Source organism: Shewanella sp. FDAARGOS_354 (assembly GCF_002209245.2).
GTDB classification, from domain to species: Bacteria; Pseudomonadota; Gammaproteobacteria; order Enterobacterales; family Shewanellaceae; genus Shewanella; species Shewanella xiamenensis.
The window spans coordinates 4,546,443-4,562,679 of sequence record NZ_CP022089.2 but is presented as its reverse complement, the minus strand read 5'-3'; the positions used below and the strand labels follow the sequence as shown (position 1 = coordinate 4,562,679).

Annotated in this window: 13 protein-coding genes; 8 read left to right on the top strand and 5 right to left on the bottom strand. The window is 46.2% G+C overall.

Annotation, left to right across the window (positions count from 1 at the left end):
- The first annotated feature begins 370 nt into the window (after nt 1-370).
- Nucleotides 371-889 (top strand): type II secretion system protein, encoded by a 519-nt coding sequence (locus CEQ32_RS20560; RefSeq protein ID WP_088586741.1) that lies wholly within the window; start codon nt 371-373, stop codon nt 887-889.
- Nucleotides 890-972: 83 nt separating this feature from the next.
- Here CEQ32_RS20560 and CEQ32_RS20555 read toward each other — a convergent pair whose 3' ends face one another.
- Nucleotides 973-2,022, bottom strand: a complete 1,050-nt coding sequence (locus CEQ32_RS20555; RefSeq protein ID WP_088586740.1) for a DUF3626 domain-containing protein — start codon at nt 2,020-2,022, stop codon at nt 973-975.
- Nucleotides 2,023-2,429: 407 nt separating this feature from the next.
- Here CEQ32_RS20555 and CEQ32_RS20550 point away from each other — a divergent pair, with 407 nt between their 5' ends.
- On the top strand, nt 2,430-4,046 hold the full coding sequence (locus tag CEQ32_RS20550) for a DEAD/DEAH box helicase (RefSeq protein WP_088586739.1): 1,617 nt from the start codon (nt 2,430-2,432) through the stop codon (nt 4,044-4,046).
- A 144-nt stretch (nt 4,047-4,190) separates the two neighbouring features.
- On the opposite strand, the gene CEQ32_RS20545 is transcribed toward CEQ32_RS20550, so the two are convergent.
- Nucleotides 4,191-5,891 (bottom strand): methyl-accepting chemotaxis protein, encoded by a 1,701-nt coding sequence (locus CEQ32_RS20545; protein WP_088586738.1) that lies wholly within the window; start codon nt 5,889-5,891, stop codon nt 4,191-4,193.
- A 502-nt stretch (nt 5,892-6,393) separates the two neighbouring features.
- Here CEQ32_RS20545 and CEQ32_RS20540 point away from each other — a divergent pair.
- The 3 genes from CEQ32_RS20540 (at nt 6,394) to CEQ32_RS20530 (ending at nt 9,356) form a co-directional block, all read left to right on the top strand.
- Nucleotides 6,394-7,560: a cysteine desulfurase gene (locus CEQ32_RS20540; protein WP_239642752.1), complete on the top strand. Its 1,167-nt coding sequence runs from the start codon at nt 6,394-6,396 to the stop codon at nt 7,558-7,560.
- Between the two features lie 51 nt (nt 7,561-7,611).
- Nucleotides 7,612-8,055, top strand: a complete 444-nt coding sequence (locus tag CEQ32_RS20535) for a SufE family protein (protein ID WP_088586737.1) — start codon at nt 7,612-7,614, stop codon at nt 8,053-8,055.
- A gap of 110 nt (nt 8,056-8,165) precedes the next feature.
- Complete coding sequence (locus CEQ32_RS20530; protein WP_088586736.1) at nt 8,166-9,356, top strand: membrane dipeptidase; 1,191 nt, start codon at nt 8,166-8,168, stop codon at nt 9,354-9,356.
- Nucleotides 9,357-9,400: 44 nt separating this feature from the next.
- Here the strand turns inward: CEQ32_RS20530 and CEQ32_RS20525 are convergent, their stop codons facing one another.
- Nucleotides 9,401-9,727: a cupin domain-containing protein gene (locus CEQ32_RS20525; RefSeq protein ID WP_037427811.1), complete on the bottom strand. Its 327-nt coding sequence runs from the start codon at nt 9,725-9,727 to the stop codon at nt 9,401-9,403.
- 137 nt (nt 9,728-9,864) lie between these two features.
- Between CEQ32_RS20525 and CEQ32_RS20520 the strand changes: the two genes are divergently transcribed.
- Nucleotides 9,865-12,150 carry a toxin-antitoxin system YwqK family antitoxin gene (locus tag CEQ32_RS20520; RefSeq protein WP_088586735.1) on the top strand — a complete coding sequence of 762 codons (2,286 nt, stop codon included), beginning with the start codon at nt 9,865-9,867 and terminating at the stop codon, nt 12,148-12,150.
- A gap of 65 nt (nt 12,151-12,215) precedes the next feature.
- Here CEQ32_RS20520 and CEQ32_RS20515 read toward each other — a convergent pair whose 3' ends face one another.
- Together CEQ32_RS20515 and CEQ32_RS20510 are read right to left on the bottom strand one after the other, a co-directional pair.
- Nucleotides 12,216-12,590 carry a PH domain-containing protein gene (locus tag CEQ32_RS20515; protein WP_037421824.1) on the bottom strand — a complete coding sequence of 125 codons (375 nt, stop codon included), beginning with the start codon at nt 12,588-12,590 and terminating at the stop codon, nt 12,216-12,218.
- A gap of 142 nt (nt 12,591-12,732) precedes the next feature.
- Nucleotides 12,733-14,649, bottom strand: coding sequence for a peptidase U32 family protein (locus tag CEQ32_RS20510; protein ID WP_088586734.1), 1,917 nt, complete (start codon nt 14,647-14,649; stop codon nt 12,733-12,735).
- 187 nt (nt 14,650-14,836) lie between these two features.
- Between CEQ32_RS20510 and rluA the strand changes: the two genes are divergently transcribed.
- Together rluA and asnC are read left to right on the top strand one after the other, a co-directional pair.
- A complete protein-coding gene (gene rluA, locus CEQ32_RS20505; protein WP_088586733.1) occupies nt 14,837-15,514 on the top strand; it encodes a bifunctional tRNA pseudouridine(32) synthase/23S rRNA pseudouridine(746) synthase RluA in 678 nt (225 codons plus the stop codon).
- 95 nt (nt 15,515-15,609) lie between these two features.
- Nucleotides 15,610-16,071 carry a transcriptional regulator AsnC gene (asnC, locus tag CEQ32_RS20500; protein WP_011073571.1) on the top strand — a complete coding sequence of 154 codons (462 nt, stop codon included), beginning with the start codon at nt 15,610-15,612 and terminating at the stop codon, nt 16,069-16,071.
- Nucleotides 16,072-16,237 lie beyond the last annotated feature (166 nt).

The window sequence follows — 16,237 nt, the reverse complement described above, 5'->3', positions numbered from 1 at the left end:
ATTGTAGAAATCGAACTAACGCTTACCAATCAATGCCAAGAACTTGCAATAAGCGAAAAGGTTCGATAGGGACGCAGTATCGCAGGCATCCCCAACAGATGAAACCTTGGACGTACCTTTTGCCAAAAGATTCATAAAAATGCGATAACGATCAATAAATTCAGATTTAGCTCACACAGATAAACACTGCACGCCTATAAACACTTATCTAGAACCACGTATTCACACCCCCAAATATTATCAAACTTAAAAATCTTTGTTGATTAGGGATAACCCTATTTAACGAGGATAAAGACTAAAATATTAGCTAACTGGTCATTAGCGAAATTGTTGGATAAGATAGGAATAATTTTCAAGGAGTTAGATAGCAATGACAAACAAACATTCCGGTTTCACGTTAATAGAACTTGTTGTTGTGATTATTATTTTGGGCATTTTGGCTGTAGTGGCTGCCCCCAAATTTGTTAATTTACAGTCTGATGCGTACAAAAGTCAGTTGTCGGGTGCATTGGCATCAATGAAGTCTGCGGTCACCTTATTCAAGGCAAAATCAGAAATCGCCAACACAGGTACGACTAATCGTGTGGTTTTTGATGGTATTCGGGGCGAGAATTACCAACCTTGGGCCGCAAGCAGTAGTGGCACAGCACCTAGTGCGGGCTACACAACACCACCTGAAATTTTTAATGCCGCAGGCTTAAGCGTGAATGATTGGTCCTACCGTATTTATACATCCAACGGCACCTATCAAGTCATTGCAACCCCAAAGCAAAAGTTAAATCTCGCGACTCCGACTCAAGCCGATGTATCTGCAACCAATTGTTATATAGACTATAAATGGGAGACAACAGGTGTTCCGACCTATACTAAGGTTGACACAGGTTGCTAATGACTGAGGCTTGTTGACGTTTTGGGCGCAATCAAAACGTCAATAGTGCGCATGTAACCATATTTAGTGACCCTATTTCAGCGCTAAGGCTGAATACCACCGTATTTGACTAACACATGCCAAAGTAGCTTGAGTTCATGGGCTACTTGAGCACGATTACCTCGATCTCGCCAATGCTGGGGCGAATGGTATAAATCCCGCGCAGCAACCCCAATGGCATAAGCATCGACGCTATCGTCAATCGCAATACGTTCGGCCAGAGATGGCATAGTGGGTCCACGGAAATCGCTAGGGATCTGTGCCATATGCAGGCTAAAACCATTATGGTATTGCAGCTCAATGTCGTAACGGTCGCACAACTTAGTTAACGTTGCCCCGATTTCAGTCCCTTTAAAACTCGGATCGGCCACCAGCATGGCAATATCTTCATCGAGTGACACGTCACCGTGAATTTGCGCTTCGATATAATGATCAAGATTTGTCGACATCGGGCGTTCAAAGCGGGTAAGCAATGACGAATTAAGCTGATGCGCCAAATAATGAATCACATTTAGAGGCTTAAAGTCCGCTTTACCCAAGGCATAGTGGCGCTCAAAACTCTCGGTCAGCAGTGCCGCTAGCACATCATCAAAACAAGATAATGTCCCCTTTTCCTTAGGATTACGGTAAGAATCAAGGTAAGTAAAGGTCGAACGCGTGAGCAATTGTGAGTGGGTGAGCAGATAACAACTGCCAAAACGCGGGGCGGGGCCATCCTGCCACATACCTAAATCTAAAGCGCCATACTTAGGGCGGGATTTGGTTCCTTTATACACATCGCCAAACAGCTGATTTTCCCAATGATCCCTTGGTCCTCCAAGCTCAGGCGATAACTGCCCATTGGAAATATGGGTCTCGAACTGACTACGGTATTGCCCATCACGTAGAAGCCCTTCAGCGACTGTTAGACCTCGGCTGTCGATTCTGTCGGGATGGAAATGCAGTGCAACGCGGCCACACTGAAATAATTGCTTGAGTGCTAACTGCATCTCCTGCATGGGAATATTCGACATCTGCTGCACGTTTTTAATCACAGCCACGGCCTGCTCACTTCGCCCACGTGCAAGGCGTTCAATATGCTGTATTGCTGTCATAATCCACCCGCCATGAGGCGTTAATATTCCTGAGCAGAACTATCTTAAGAATGCAATGGTGCAGAATTCAACCTGCAAACGGAAAAACATCCCGCGAATCTTTACATATCCCGTTTATGAATATGTCTGGCCAACACTTTGGCAACCTATTGAGGAATCTTGTTAATTTTACCTCAAGTTGAACTACTTATAAGCAATCAAATTAACATAAACGTGATCTTTCGCTAAATACTGAACAAGATACTGATAGGTCGATAAATTAGCCACTAATGAAATAGGATTTTTATGCCTTTATACAACAAAATGCTTTCAGTCGTAGCACTGAGGCCCCTGTTAATGTAAGCTGCACGCCCGCCGTTCAGGCTATACCAAAGCAACGATGCGATGTTGCCACAAGAGATCCATTAATGAGTTTTTCCGCCTTAGGTTTATCCGCACCACTCCAAAAAGCCGTATCCGAACAGGGCTATGACACGCCATCTCCCATCCAAGCGCAGGCAATTCCAGCTGTACTAACGGGCAAAGACGTCATGGCTGCGGCCCAAACGGGAACAGGAAAAACCGCAGGTTTTACGCTGCCATTACTGGAATTACTCGCTAAAGGCCAAAAAGCCAAGTCAGGACAAACTCGCGCCTTAGTCTTAACTCCTACGAGGGAACTGGCGGCACAAGTTGGCGAAAGTGTTGAAACCTATGGTAAATATCTACCACTGCGTTCAGCTGTGGTCTTTGGTGGCGTGCCTATCAACCCGCAAATCAATAAATTACGTCATGGTGTTGATGTGTTAGTTGCCACACCAGGGCGACTATTAGATCTTGTGCAACAAAATGCGGTGAAGTTTAATCAACTTGAGATCTTAGTGCTCGACGAAGCGGATCGTATGTTGGATATGGGCTTTATCCGTGATATCAAAAAAATCCTTGCACTCTTACCCGCTAAGCGACAAAACCTGATGTTTTCAGCCACCTTCTCCGATGAGATCCGTGAGCTTGCAAAAGGGTTAGTCAATCATCCGGTTGAGATTTCTGTCACGCCGCGCAATGCCGCAGCAACGACGGTTAAACAATGGATTTGCCCCGTTGATAAAACGCAAAAATCAGCCCTGCTGATCCAACTCATCAAACAGGAAAACTGGCAGCAAGTGTTAGTGTTTTCGCGTACTAAACATGGCGCAAACCGACTCGCGAAGAGCCTTATCCAAGCCGACATTAGCGCTGCCGCGATCCACGGTAATAAAAGCCAAGGTGCGCGCACTAAAGCCCTCGCCGACTTTAAGAGCGGTGAAGTTCGCGTATTGGTTGCGACCGATATTGCCGCCCGCGGTTTAGATATCGATCAGTTACCGCAAGTTGTTAACTTTGATTTACCTAACGTGCCTGAAGATTATGTGCATCGCATTGGCCGTACCGGCCGTGCTGGCGCCACAGGCCAAGCCGTTTCATTAGTCAGCAGCGAAGAAATTAAACTGCTTAAAGATATTGAGCGATTAATTAACCGCGTGCTCGAGCGCCAAGAAGTTGCAGGTTTTGGCCCAGTGCATGCGCTGCCCGAAACAACGCTCACTCCCCAAGGCAAAAATCATAAAGTAAAAGCCGTGGCAAGCCAGCGTAAACACCGCAGTGCAGGAAAACCTGCCCCACGATCTGGTTCTGGCCGAGATGCGTCTCAAACATCAAGCGTTCGAGATGGCAACCACGATAAGCACAGCACGCCATCACGCAACAGCAATGAACATCATAAGACCGAGGCAGCAGTTACACGCTCGCCAAAACCAAAGAGTAAGCATCCTCTGCGCGATGGCGGCACAACTAACAGTGCAACGGCAGGGAACAATGCAAAAGCGAAACCGCATTCAGGTGCACAGCAACGTAGCCATGCAGAACGAAGCGACAAATCAAACAATGATGGACGCCGCCAAGAGCAGCCCAAAGGCCGCAATCCACACAGTACAAAACCGGCTTCGAATGAGCCGAAACAGCACTCACATCGCGCAGATAACCGCCCGAATCGTGTTAAGCCTTAATCGCGTTAAGTCATAGTCGCGTTAACTAATAATCGCCGTTAAGCTTCAGCCAGTTATCCAAAAATGCACAATAAAAATGCCCAGAGCCTAAGCGCTGGGCATTTTTATTTTACTAAATAAATTGATAGCGATAGTGCTAAATCCCTAGACTGTGCGCACCTTAAATTGCAGCATCGCTTCACGTAATGAATTTGCCTGTTGGGAGAGTGACTCACTGGCTTTAGCCGTTTCAAAAGCACTGCTAAGCACAGACTCACCTGAATCCCGTATGGTATTGATCCGTTCACTGATATCCTCAGCCGTGACAGCTTGCTCCTCACTCGCGGTAGCCACTTGCGCATTAGCCTGTGATAACTGAGTTAATGCATCCGAAATCTCAAACAAGTTTTGTTTGATTTGATTGACTAATAGAGATGAGTCTTTGATTTGTAATTCATTTTTACCAAATGAATCCACAGCTGATTTCGCATCAAGTACTAAAGTTTGAATAAGTTCACTGATTTCCTGTGTAGCCGTTTGGCTACGAGTTGCCAATGCACGAACCTCATCGGCAACCACGGCAAACCCTCGACCTTGCTCACCCGCTCTTGCCGCCTCAATCGAGGCATTTAAGGCTAACAAATTGGTCTGGCCTGCAATCGCATCAACTACAGACACAAAATTTAAAATTTTACCCGTACTGGCCTGTAACTGTTGGATCAGTTGACTGGATTGCTGAGCGCTAGCCACTAATTGCTGAGCAATTTTCTCACTCGCATCAACAACGGCACAGCTTTCTTTCACTCGGCTTTCCGCCTGTCCAGAGGAGTAGGATGCGCTCTCGGCGCTGCTAGCAACTTCAGTAATTGTCGCCGCCATTTGGGTCATGGAGGTGGCAACTTGATCTGTATCTTCCTGCTGGCTAAGTATCGCTTTACGGTTATTTTCAGCTACAGCATTAAGCTCTGTAACCATAGATGCGATTTCTTCACTGCGACCAATCACTTGCCCAACGGTTTTACTGAGGGTTAGGGCCATTTGATTCATACTAATAGTCAGCTCGCCCAGTTCATCTTTCGATTCTACTGTTAATTCTCGGCTAAAGTTTCCCGACTCCATCATGGCTGCTGCATTACGCAGGCGCATAATCGAACGTACTATGTACTGACTAAAGGCGATTCCGATAACTAAACCTAAAATCAAAGCGATAGAAGAAATAACTATCAAGCCGTAAATGGCGTCTTGCTCTTCGTTCTCGGTAACAGTGACTGCTGTTTGTGTCATTTGCTCTAAACGCAACGCAAACTGACTTAGCTGGGTATTAAATTCACCTTGGGTTTGTTCAAGTTCATTCACCTGTTGCACCAATGCCGCAGGATTAGTGTGTTGCTGGATTGCGGCGACCACGGTGGCAAGCTTTAGATCGTAATCTCGATAAACTCGAATAATATTGGTAATTTCTTGAGTTAACTGCTGTGTTTTATCTCGTAACTCTGAAGATTGGGGATATGCTAGCGCCTCATTGAGCATGGTTTGAGTCGACATCAACTCATTATTAATCCGCTCTTTATGTTGAATCACTTCTCCAATAAAGCCGTCAATTAATCGCTCCTGCGCTGAAACGGGTATCTCAGAGGCTCTGAAAGCCTTCTCAAGGCTAATCGAACTCTCAAGCTGCAAGATAGTAACTTCATTCGATAATTTCACTAATGGTAAGTTTTCGACAGTGATTGCGTGAATCTCATCGGCAACTCGCTTCATTTTTAGCAAGCTAAATCCTGCCAAAAGCAGGATCAATAGCAGCATGATGGCTATTAAACTGCCCATCTTATATTTAATCTGTAAATCTTTTAAGAAGCTAAGCATAGGGATGTCACTCCAGCAGCCAATGTCTTATTTGTCTTTATATAGCATAGATGGAGTTTTGAGCTTTGCTGCAATGAGCACGCTTGGGTTAAACAAAAAATTTAATCCCTACACCCAGCCCTTGTCCGACATATAAAGCAAAACAGGTGATGGTGCTTATATGGAATGGTGTTTATATGAAATAGCATTAACACTTGCTGGATATTGCGATAACGGGAATGCAGATCCGACGAAAACTTGCATTCACCTGAGAGATAACAGAAGATCCAACAGCCTTTTTATTGCGTTAAGCCCGTAGATGACACACACAGCCTCAACCAACACCACATTGCCCAACGCCGAACTTGCGCCGCTGGATATTGGATCACAGAGCACAGCACCAGTGAACATTGCAATAGACGATTTTGTATCGGAGAAGGTTGTGCCTGAATCGAACACATTGCCAACGCAGGCGTTTGATCTCAATAGTCAAATCCGTTCACAATTTCCGACATTAACCCAAATGTTGGGCGATTATCCCCTGTGTTATCTTGATACCGCTGCCACCAGCCAAAAGCCACAGTGTGTGTTAGAGGCAATGGCTCAGTATTACCAATACGACAATGCCAATGTGCACCGTGCGGCGCACCAGTTATCGGCGCGCGCCACCTCAAGTTACGAAAAGGTGCGCGATCAATTGCAGGTATTTATCAATGCCAAGCGCCGTGAAGAAATCATTTTCACCCACGGCACTACTGAGTCCATCAACTTAGTCGCTTTTGGCTTAACGCCACAACTCAAATCAGGCGATCTGATTTTGATCGACAGCGCCGCCCACCACGCCAACATTGTTCCGTGGCAGGAATTGGCCAAACGCACGGGCGCTATCATTAAACCTATTCCGCTGACTCAAGATTGCCGACTTGATCTAAATGCCTACCAAGCCTTGCTGGAACTGAAACCCAAGGTTGTCGCCCTTTGCCATGTATCCAACGTCTTAGGTACTGTGAATCCTGTTATCGAGTTAGTGCAGCAAGCCAAGGCACAGGGCGCCATCACCTTAGTCGATGGCGCGCAGGCCGTGGCACATTTAAGTGTTGATATGGCCGCCATCGATTGTGATTTTTATGTGTTTTCTGGCCACAAGATGTACGGCCCGACGGGCATTGGCGTACTTTATGGCCGTTTCGAGATACTAGATAGCCTTACACCGCTGCTTACGGGCGGCGAAATGATCAAACGCGTCAGTTTTGATGGCACCGAATTTGGCAGCTTGCCTAATCGCTTAGAGGCTGGCACACCGCCGATCAGTGCAGTGATTGGCCTTGGCGCCGCTATCCGCTTTTTGCAACAACACCTCACGCCAGAGGTTAAAGCCCATGAAGCTGAACTGCTTCAGTATTTGCAAAACCAACTGCGCCCCCTTGGCGATGTGCATCTGTATGGCGCACATCGCGATAATATTGGCGCGGTCGCTTTTAACCTTGCCGATGAACATCATCAGGATGTGGGCATTTTATTAGATCAACAAGGCGTTGCAGTTCGCTGCGGCCATCACTGCGCCATGCCCTTAATGCAAACCCTTAACCTTAAAGGCTGTTGCCGCGCCTCAATTGGTATATACACCAATAAAACCGATATCGACCGCTTTATTGCCGCCTTGGCCTCAGTTAAAGAATTGCTACTCTAAGGTTTATCCTTAAAGCCATCAGCAAAACAGATAAAAAGAGGATAGTTTCCCATGACATTGCCAATCATGCCTCCTGCAACCGATTTTGCTTATCAGGTTGAGGATGCCGCAACGCTATTAGCACGGTTTGAGCAGGCACCAAACTGGCAGGAAAGATATCGCCAAATCATGTTACTAGGTAAAACCTTACCGACTTTAGCAGATGCATTTCGCCTTGAGTCTGTTCAAGTTAAGGGCTGCGAGAGTAATGCCTGGCTATACCATATTGAGCAAGACGGTAAGCATTATTTTCTGGCCGATAGTGATGCGCGCATCGTGAAGGGGTTAATCGGTTTACTATTGAGTGCCTGTCACGGCAAACAGAGCTACGAGATACTCGCCTTCGACCCTTCCGCCTATTTCAAACAATTAGGACTAGAGGGCCAATTAAGTCCCTCACGAACCAACGGCTTACATGCCTTAGCTAAGGCAATGATTGATGCGGTAAAACCCTAAATCAATCTGCGGGTTAAATCGACAAAAGAGGGATTTAATCAAAGACTTCTATGCTTTAACAGGGTATAAAGAATTACAAATGAGCTTAATCTAAAGGAGAGTGCACGTCCATGAAGGCTATCAATCATCGTCGCCGAACTCTGCTCAAAGGCCTCAGTGCAGTTACTGGATTGAGCGCCGCCAGTGCATTAAGCCCTTTTGCCAGTTTCTCTAGTCTTGCAGCGCCGCTTCCTCCACGTGCACGGCGCTTATATATCGATGGTTTATCCTTTTTGCCCGATGATTTAGCCGATGTTCGCGCCTCAGGCCTCGATGCCTTTCTGTGTGATATCTCCGCCATTGAAACCATTGAACAAGCCGACGGCACCTTAAACTACAAGCGAACCTATAAAGCCTGCCTGGACAGCATCCAGCAAGCAGCAAAACGGGTGAGCGAGCATCCCGATATCCTCTTACAAGGCTTAACAGGACGCGACATCCAGCTTGCGAGGGAGAGCAATCGCACGGCAGTTTTCTTTCAAATCCAAGGTGCGGACTGTGTTGAAGATGATAGTGATGCCAACCAATGGGCCCGTGTCGATGAGTTTCATCGCCAAGGCCTACGCGCACTGCAACTCACTCACCATTATGGCAATACCTTTGCGGGCGGAGCGCTAGATAACGATGCCAATGGCGGACTCAATAAACCGCTGACGAATCATGGGCGAGCGCTTATCGCAAAACTCAACCAAGCCAATATATTAATCGATGTCAGCCACTCAAGCGCCCAGACCGCGTTAGATGTGGCTAAACTGAGCCGCGCGCCAATCGTTCAAAGCCATGGCGCGGCGCGCGGGATCGTTAAACATGCCCGTTGTAGCCCAGATGAAGTGATCCGTGCTATTGCTAATTCAGGCGGTGTTTTTGGTGTCTTTATGATGAGTTTTTGGCTCACCAATAAGGCCGTCCCAACGATCAATGACTATATCCGCCAATTAGAATATGTGGCCCGGGTCGGTGGAGTTGATTGCGTTGCCATCGCCAACGATTTTCCGCTCAGAGGTCAAGAAAACCTATTAGCCCTGAATAACGAGAATACTCAAGGTGTTAAGGAATACCAGGATTGGTGGTACAGCCTAAGGGCCAAAAAAGTATTAGGCTTTGATGCTGAGCCAAGGCATGTAGTGATCCCTGAGTTAAATCATATCGAACGCATGAGTCGGATTGATGATGCCCTAGCCAAGGCCCGCTTTAAGTCGACCGACCGCGACCGCTTTATGGGCGGCAACTGGCAACGAGTGTTAAATCAAGTCTTAATCTAAATCCAATTGATTAAGCAGCGCTATCGCTCTACAGAAAACATGACTCATACCAAGGCATCATAAAATACCGCTAGCCACAAGGTTTCGCCCTGTATACAAGTCGAAGCGACGCGGTGTTTTTCATGGGGCGCGATGGTGAGATAATCCCCTGGTTTAAGTGTTAACAATCTACCTTGCTCAAATTCGAGTTGTGCCTCTCCTTTAAGCAACATCACCCATTCATATTGGGTTTGATCGTACCACTCTCCTGCGGGGGTCGAATGGCCTTTAGAGATAATGCGCTCAATCTTCACATTGCCATTTCCGGCAAGGGTTTCAAACACTTCTTGTGAAAGATCACTTGGGAGTGACTGATAAAAATTTTGTAGCATCATGAATCCAGATCTCGACTTAAGGGCAAGATAATCTATTGAGAAACCAAAGTATAACCCGTTATCATAGGCCTATTTGACTTAAGAAATTTACCAAATAAGTCAGTTGTATCATATGGATTTGGAGATGTTGACCTATGTCGTTGTTGAACGCATTTAAAGCAAAGTTGTTTAATACCAAAGAAAAACGCGGCGTCCAGCAAGACATTCCATCTCAAGCAGCTCGGCCGCAAGCCACTCAAGCAGCCTCCTCGTTTAAGCCTTATTTTAGCCTTGCCATCCAGGCCACTCCGGCGCAAGCCAATCGAGTGGATACTCAGGCAGCGATAAATCGATATTATTTTGATAACCCGCAAACCATTGAACTCCTTGGCTGGGAACATAAACATGAGTCCTGTACTTTTCACGATACTCAGTTTGACAGCATTGAGGTCAATGGCCCTGGGCAATATTTTTATCTAGGCAAAGATAAAACCTGTAGTCTGCTCCCTCATCCCAATAATGCCCAGCAAACACTATGGCAAGTTGAACTCTATAACCAACAAGATTTAGTGACTTGCCATTTTATTATCGACTCAGCCCATACCGTTCAAGGCGATATGCAAGATTTCTCCAGCCTCACAGGGAAATTGCAGCGTACTTTACATCAAATTCATACCGAGCAAGGGCGCTCGCTGCTGAGGATAATTACCCTATCCCCTAACATCACTCAGGCGGTAGATTGCAATTACTTTGGTGAGCGCAACGGGATAACGCGCCAGCTCAATGCCTTAGGTGTACTGCAATTTGAGGGGCATTTCGTTAATGACCAACAACTTGGCCGCCAAACTTGGTACGACCATGAAGGAAAAATCAATCAAGTCGAAGAACGCCAGCTCGATGGTATGTTGCTCACCTACTACCATAGTAATGGCCAGATAAGGGAAACCGCAGAAAAGGATAGCGAAGGCAATTATATCAATCAGTTAAAACGCTATTATGAATCTGGCAATCTATGGCTGACGCGCCCAATGGTGGCAAATCACATCCATGGAATTGAGTATATGTACTATGAGGATGGCAAGCTGCAAGCCGAATTAACCCATGATATGGGTCAGCCTGTTAACGAGCTTTGGTATCATCCCAATGGCAATCTTAAGCAAGAGGTCCACTTCAATCAGGTAGGCAAACGCATTGAGACTTACTATGAAGATGGCCAACTCGCGTGGCAAGTACAACTCAATTCACAGGGGGTAAATGAAGGCCTGCGACAAGAATGGCACCCCAATGGCGTGCTTGCAAAACAGCTCAATTTTAGTAACGGTATCGCCCATGGCAACAGTGAACAATGGTATCCCAATGGGCAGTTAGAACAGTGCATTCCCTTTGAAAATGGCCATGAGCAGGGCCTTGCCACTTGGTACCATGAAAATGGCCAACTCGCCCTTGAAATCTACCTTGAAAAGGGCTTAAGAGAAGGATTATTTCGCAGTTACTATGAAAGCGGTGTCCTATCTGCCGAAGGTCAATATCGACATAATCTCTCAATTGCGCCCTTTATTGAATACTATGAAAACCAACAAATTCAAATGTATTTGCCCCATACCCAAGGCAATCGTGATGGCACAGCACGCTGGTTTTATGAAGATGGCACCATCCGCACTATTACAGAATATGTCGTTCGAGAGGGACAGGGTTATCTCAAACAAAGTAGCGCCTACAACAAGCAGGGCATCCTTGAATCCTTTGAGAGCCACTCAAATACTCGCTGCGGCTATCATCTTGAGAATAATCAAAGGCAATACTATCAAGAAGGCACTCCTGATACTCGGATAGAATACTATCAAGATGGGACAATTCGTTGGTTGTTGACTCGCTTAGAAGGGGAACGATACAGCTCAAAATCCTTTTCTGAACAAGGCAAACTCATCGAAACGGGTTTTATCACCTATATCGATGGTGATTACCTTGATGTCGGCCATTGGCAACGATTTACGCCTCAAGGGCAACTGTATCGTGAAGCGTGGCTCAGCGACGATGGTAAGCTCAATGAAAGCCGCCATTATTTTGATGGCGCAGAGGATACACAGGAACAAACTGCAACAATTCAAGCTGGTGCTGATGAAACTCACTTGAATCTTACAGAAGTGACTTCAACTGGAGCAGACACTGCAAGCTGGCAGCAAGCAAAACAACCCGCTCCTATCCTCTCTTATCATTTAAAATTTGACCCAGATAGCCAACTCTACGCCATGAAGCGCTATCACCCCAACAGCCAAATCGCTGAGGAGGGTAACCTACACTTCCAAGGAGAAGAGCAATTTTGGGTCGGCATCCATAATCAATATGATGAGCAAGGTCGAATCACACTATCAGAAACTTACACTATGAGCGGAAAACCAATAGAACAGTCTAACGACCTAAACTACCGAGTATTAAATTGATTGGATATAAGCAAGCACACCAGCTTGCTTATAATATCTTGATACAAAAGTATTAAATTACAAGACTATAGTGCAAAAGTGGCGATAGTCTTTTGGATCCCGACCACATCGGTGCCGCGCTTAAGCTCTTTTACCAGTGGCTCACTTCGACCTGAAATCCAAATTCTTAGCTCGGCATCCATATCGAAATGGCCTGTGGTTTCCACTTCAAAATGGGTGATGGATTTATAGGGCACGGAGTGATAGCTGGTCTTTTGGCCCGTGAGCCCTTGCTTATCAATTAAGATCAAGCGCTTATTGGTAAATACAAACAGATCACGGACCACTTTATAGGCCAGCTTTAATTCTTCCTGAATCCCCATGATTGGGCGCAGCTCTTCGGCCAGCTCCTGTAAATTCACCTCAGAAGCATTTCCGAGCAACCCATCTAATAGTCCCATGCTGACATCCTTTATTATTAAAATTTTTCAATAAAGTATCCTTTCAGTAACCCATAGGCAACAATGAGAAAGCTGAGCAGCTGAAAAACAATAAAAAAGGGAGCATTGAATGCTCAATGCTCCCTTGCTATCAAGGCATTAATTAAAGCGCTTTTTGGCCGCGAACCTGACGGTTTTCACCGACAACAAGCATCTCGCACTTAGGGCAATCAAATACTAACTTAAGTACATCGTTACCGATCTCGAGCACCATAGGATCGGCCTTTATTCCCGGCACTTCCTTAGGACAAAGATTAAAGTTAAATCTCAGGCAGTGCTTAGTCACCATCAAAGGCACGTCTTCAGTCACGCCGTTTTTCTCGTAGGTATCCTGAATTTCAATCACGCCATGGCGCTGATAAAAATCCTTCGCCTTTTCGTTTGCCACGTTACCTAAGTAACTTAAGTGTTTGAATGGATACACAGCATCTTGGTTATATTTCCAAGGTTTTGGGCGTTGGTAGCCCTCTACACGGGCAAGTTCTAATGCCGCTACCGCATCACGGCGCAGGCCGTTAAGCGTTGAAGCAGGCAGGAACCAAGGCTGAGCAGTTTCGATACTAATCTGGCGCGCCGTAAAATCGGTACTGCCAAGCTTTGATAATTGTGTACGAATCGTCTGCAAGGTTTTTTCAGCGTCGGTGGCGGGTGTCTTTTCGACTTCCAACTCAACCGTAGCACTGAGGCCGTAGATATCGGTTAAAGTCAGCGCTACGCCCGTAGCGGTATCGGTTAAACGCATATCTACACCGATAATTCGCTTGGCCGACTCTTTCGCTAACAAGGCTTCAAATGCCTGATTATGGTTACGGTATAAAGTCATACCAACACGTAAATCCCGTGGAACTTGTAACACATGCAGCTTATGGCCTTCGGCGCGGTTTACCCGTAAACCTTGCAACTTGTCGTCGGACTGCTTTGCCATCGCATAATTGGGTGGAAAATACGCTAACCCATCACCGTTATTAAATTCGTGGGTTGAACTGACTTGAATAAAATCCTTACCAAGAGCGACCACTTTACCCACATCTTGGCCAATATATTTTGGCGAGCGAAAATCTTTAATCCCTTGGCTACGCTCATGGACAAAATAGTCGGTGCTGCCACGATTAAAGGTTTTTTCGGGATCAGGGGTAAACGTATGCTCAGTACGGCCATGGGATGAAGCCACAAACTCAGGGCGACGCGCCATAATGGCATCGAGTTTTTGGCGATAATGAGCGGTCACGTTTTTAACGTAACTTAAATCCTTTAAACGCCCCTCAATTTTGAAGGAGCGAACACCGGCATCAATCAAGGCTTCGAGGTTATCGGTTTGATTATTATCTTTTAATGAGAGTAAGTGTTCGTTTTGTGCTAACACATCCCCTTGGCGAGTCTTTAGATTTCCCGGCAGACGACACATTTGCGAACATTCACCGCGGTTAGCACTGCGATTACTAAAGGCATGGCTTAAGTTACATAATCCACTGTAGGCCACACACAGCGCGCCGTGGATAAAGAACTCAATCTGCATATTGGTATGAGCCGCAACCTCACGGATTTGGCTTAAGCCCAGCTCGCGCGCCAGTACCACCTGCGAGAATCCCACTTGCTCTAAGAAGGCAACTTTTTCGGGATTACGGTTGTCCATTTGCGTACTAGCATGCAGCGCAATCGGCGGCAGGTTAAGTTGCAATACGCCCATGTCCTGCACAATCAGTGCATCGGCGCCCGCGTTATACACATCCCAAATCAGTTTTTCAGCCGTCTCGAGCTCATCGTCCATCAGAATCGTATTGAGGGCGACAAACACTTGAGCATGATACTTATGTGCAAAAGCACATAGGCGAGCGATATCTTCCACACTGTTACCCGCCGTTGCACGCGCCCCAAATGCTGGACCACCGATATAAACCGCATCGGCACCATGGCGAATGGCTTCAATACCATAATCGGCATTTTTTGCTGGCGCCAATAACTCTAGACGGTTATTAACGTGAGAAAGTGTCTCAGGGGTGTAAATCTCTGGCTGGCTCATACTTCACAGGCTCAAAATGAACAATAACGAAAAAGGTGACGAGTATAACAAAAACTCAAATCCAGCTCTATCTGCAAATCATTTTTCGCTGGATTAAAGCGAGGCGAACTCAGGAGGAGAGGCAACAAACTTGCACCCCAGAGCCTAGCGGAGTATCTTTGCCGCGCATTATTGAATAGGCGCGATTATGACTGATTTTATTTACCAACCACCAACAACTCCCTGGCTCGATGTGCTTTACCAAGATAAAGACATTATCGTCGTCAACAAGCCTTCGGGGTTGTTATCAGTGCCTGGTCGCGATCCCGCCCATTACGACAGTGTGTACGCCCGAGTAAAAGCTGAGCATCCGCATTGCCAAATCGTCCATCGCCTTGATATGGCGACCTCAGGTGTAATAGTGGTTGCGCTCATTCGTAGCGCCGAACGCGAATTAAAACGCCAGTTTCATGATAGAGAAACCAGCAAAACCTATCTCGCCAGAGTCGCTGGCCACATCAAAAACGATACAGGTAGCGTAGATTATCCGCTGATCTGCGACTGGCCCAATCGCCCAAAACAGAAAGTTGACCACGACATTGGCAAGCCATCATTGACCCATTTTGAAGTGTTAAGCCGCGCCAAGCGCTCGACGCTGGTTAAACTCAAGCCGATTACTGGGCGCTCACACCAACTCAGAGTGCATATGATGGCACTCGGCCATCCTATCCTAGGCGATGGCTTTTACGCCGATCCACTGGCCAAATCCTTAGCACCGCGATTATTACTCCACGCCGCAGAGCTTACGATCAAACACCCATATACGGGTGAACCTATGACATTCAGCGCTAATGCCTCCTTTTGCGAACCAGAAGGTGAGCAATGATCACTAAAAACAATTAAAAAACGCAAAAGCAGTAGCCATTCCCTATAAAAAAACGTAACTTTATGACAATTCATTATGTTATAGAGAGTTTATTTATGGAAACCGCATTTCAGCGTGATCAGCTAGATAACCATATCCTCGAAGCCTTAATGCAAGACGCGCGCACACCTTTTGCCGAACTTGCCAAACGTTTTGGCGTGAGTGCGGGTACCATTCATGTGCGTGTCGAGAAAATGAAACAAGCGGGGATTATCACGGGTGCCCAGATCACCATCAATCCCAAGGCACTGGGTTACGATGTCTGCTGTTTTATTGGAATTAATCTCAAAAGTGCTGGCGACTACCCCGCCGCCATCGCCAAGCTAAACGCCCTAGAAGAAGTGGTTGAAGCCTACTATACCACTGGCAACTACAGCATTTTTGTCAAAGTCATGTGCCAATCCATCGATGGCCTGCAACATGTGCTGATTAACCGCATCCAATCAATCGACGAAATTCAATCGACTGAAACCCTGATCAGCCTGCAAAACCCGATTACACGGGCAGTAAAGCCTTAATCAACCCACGAATATAAAGCTCAACAAACAGAACGATATATTGCAAAAGTATGACTTAAGTCTTTTTTACTTCAAAAGTGTTAACCGTACGATATTTTTGTGTTACAACTCCATTGCTAGCCACAAAATGCGCAGCATAATTATAACAATTTAGCTACAAGTGCGA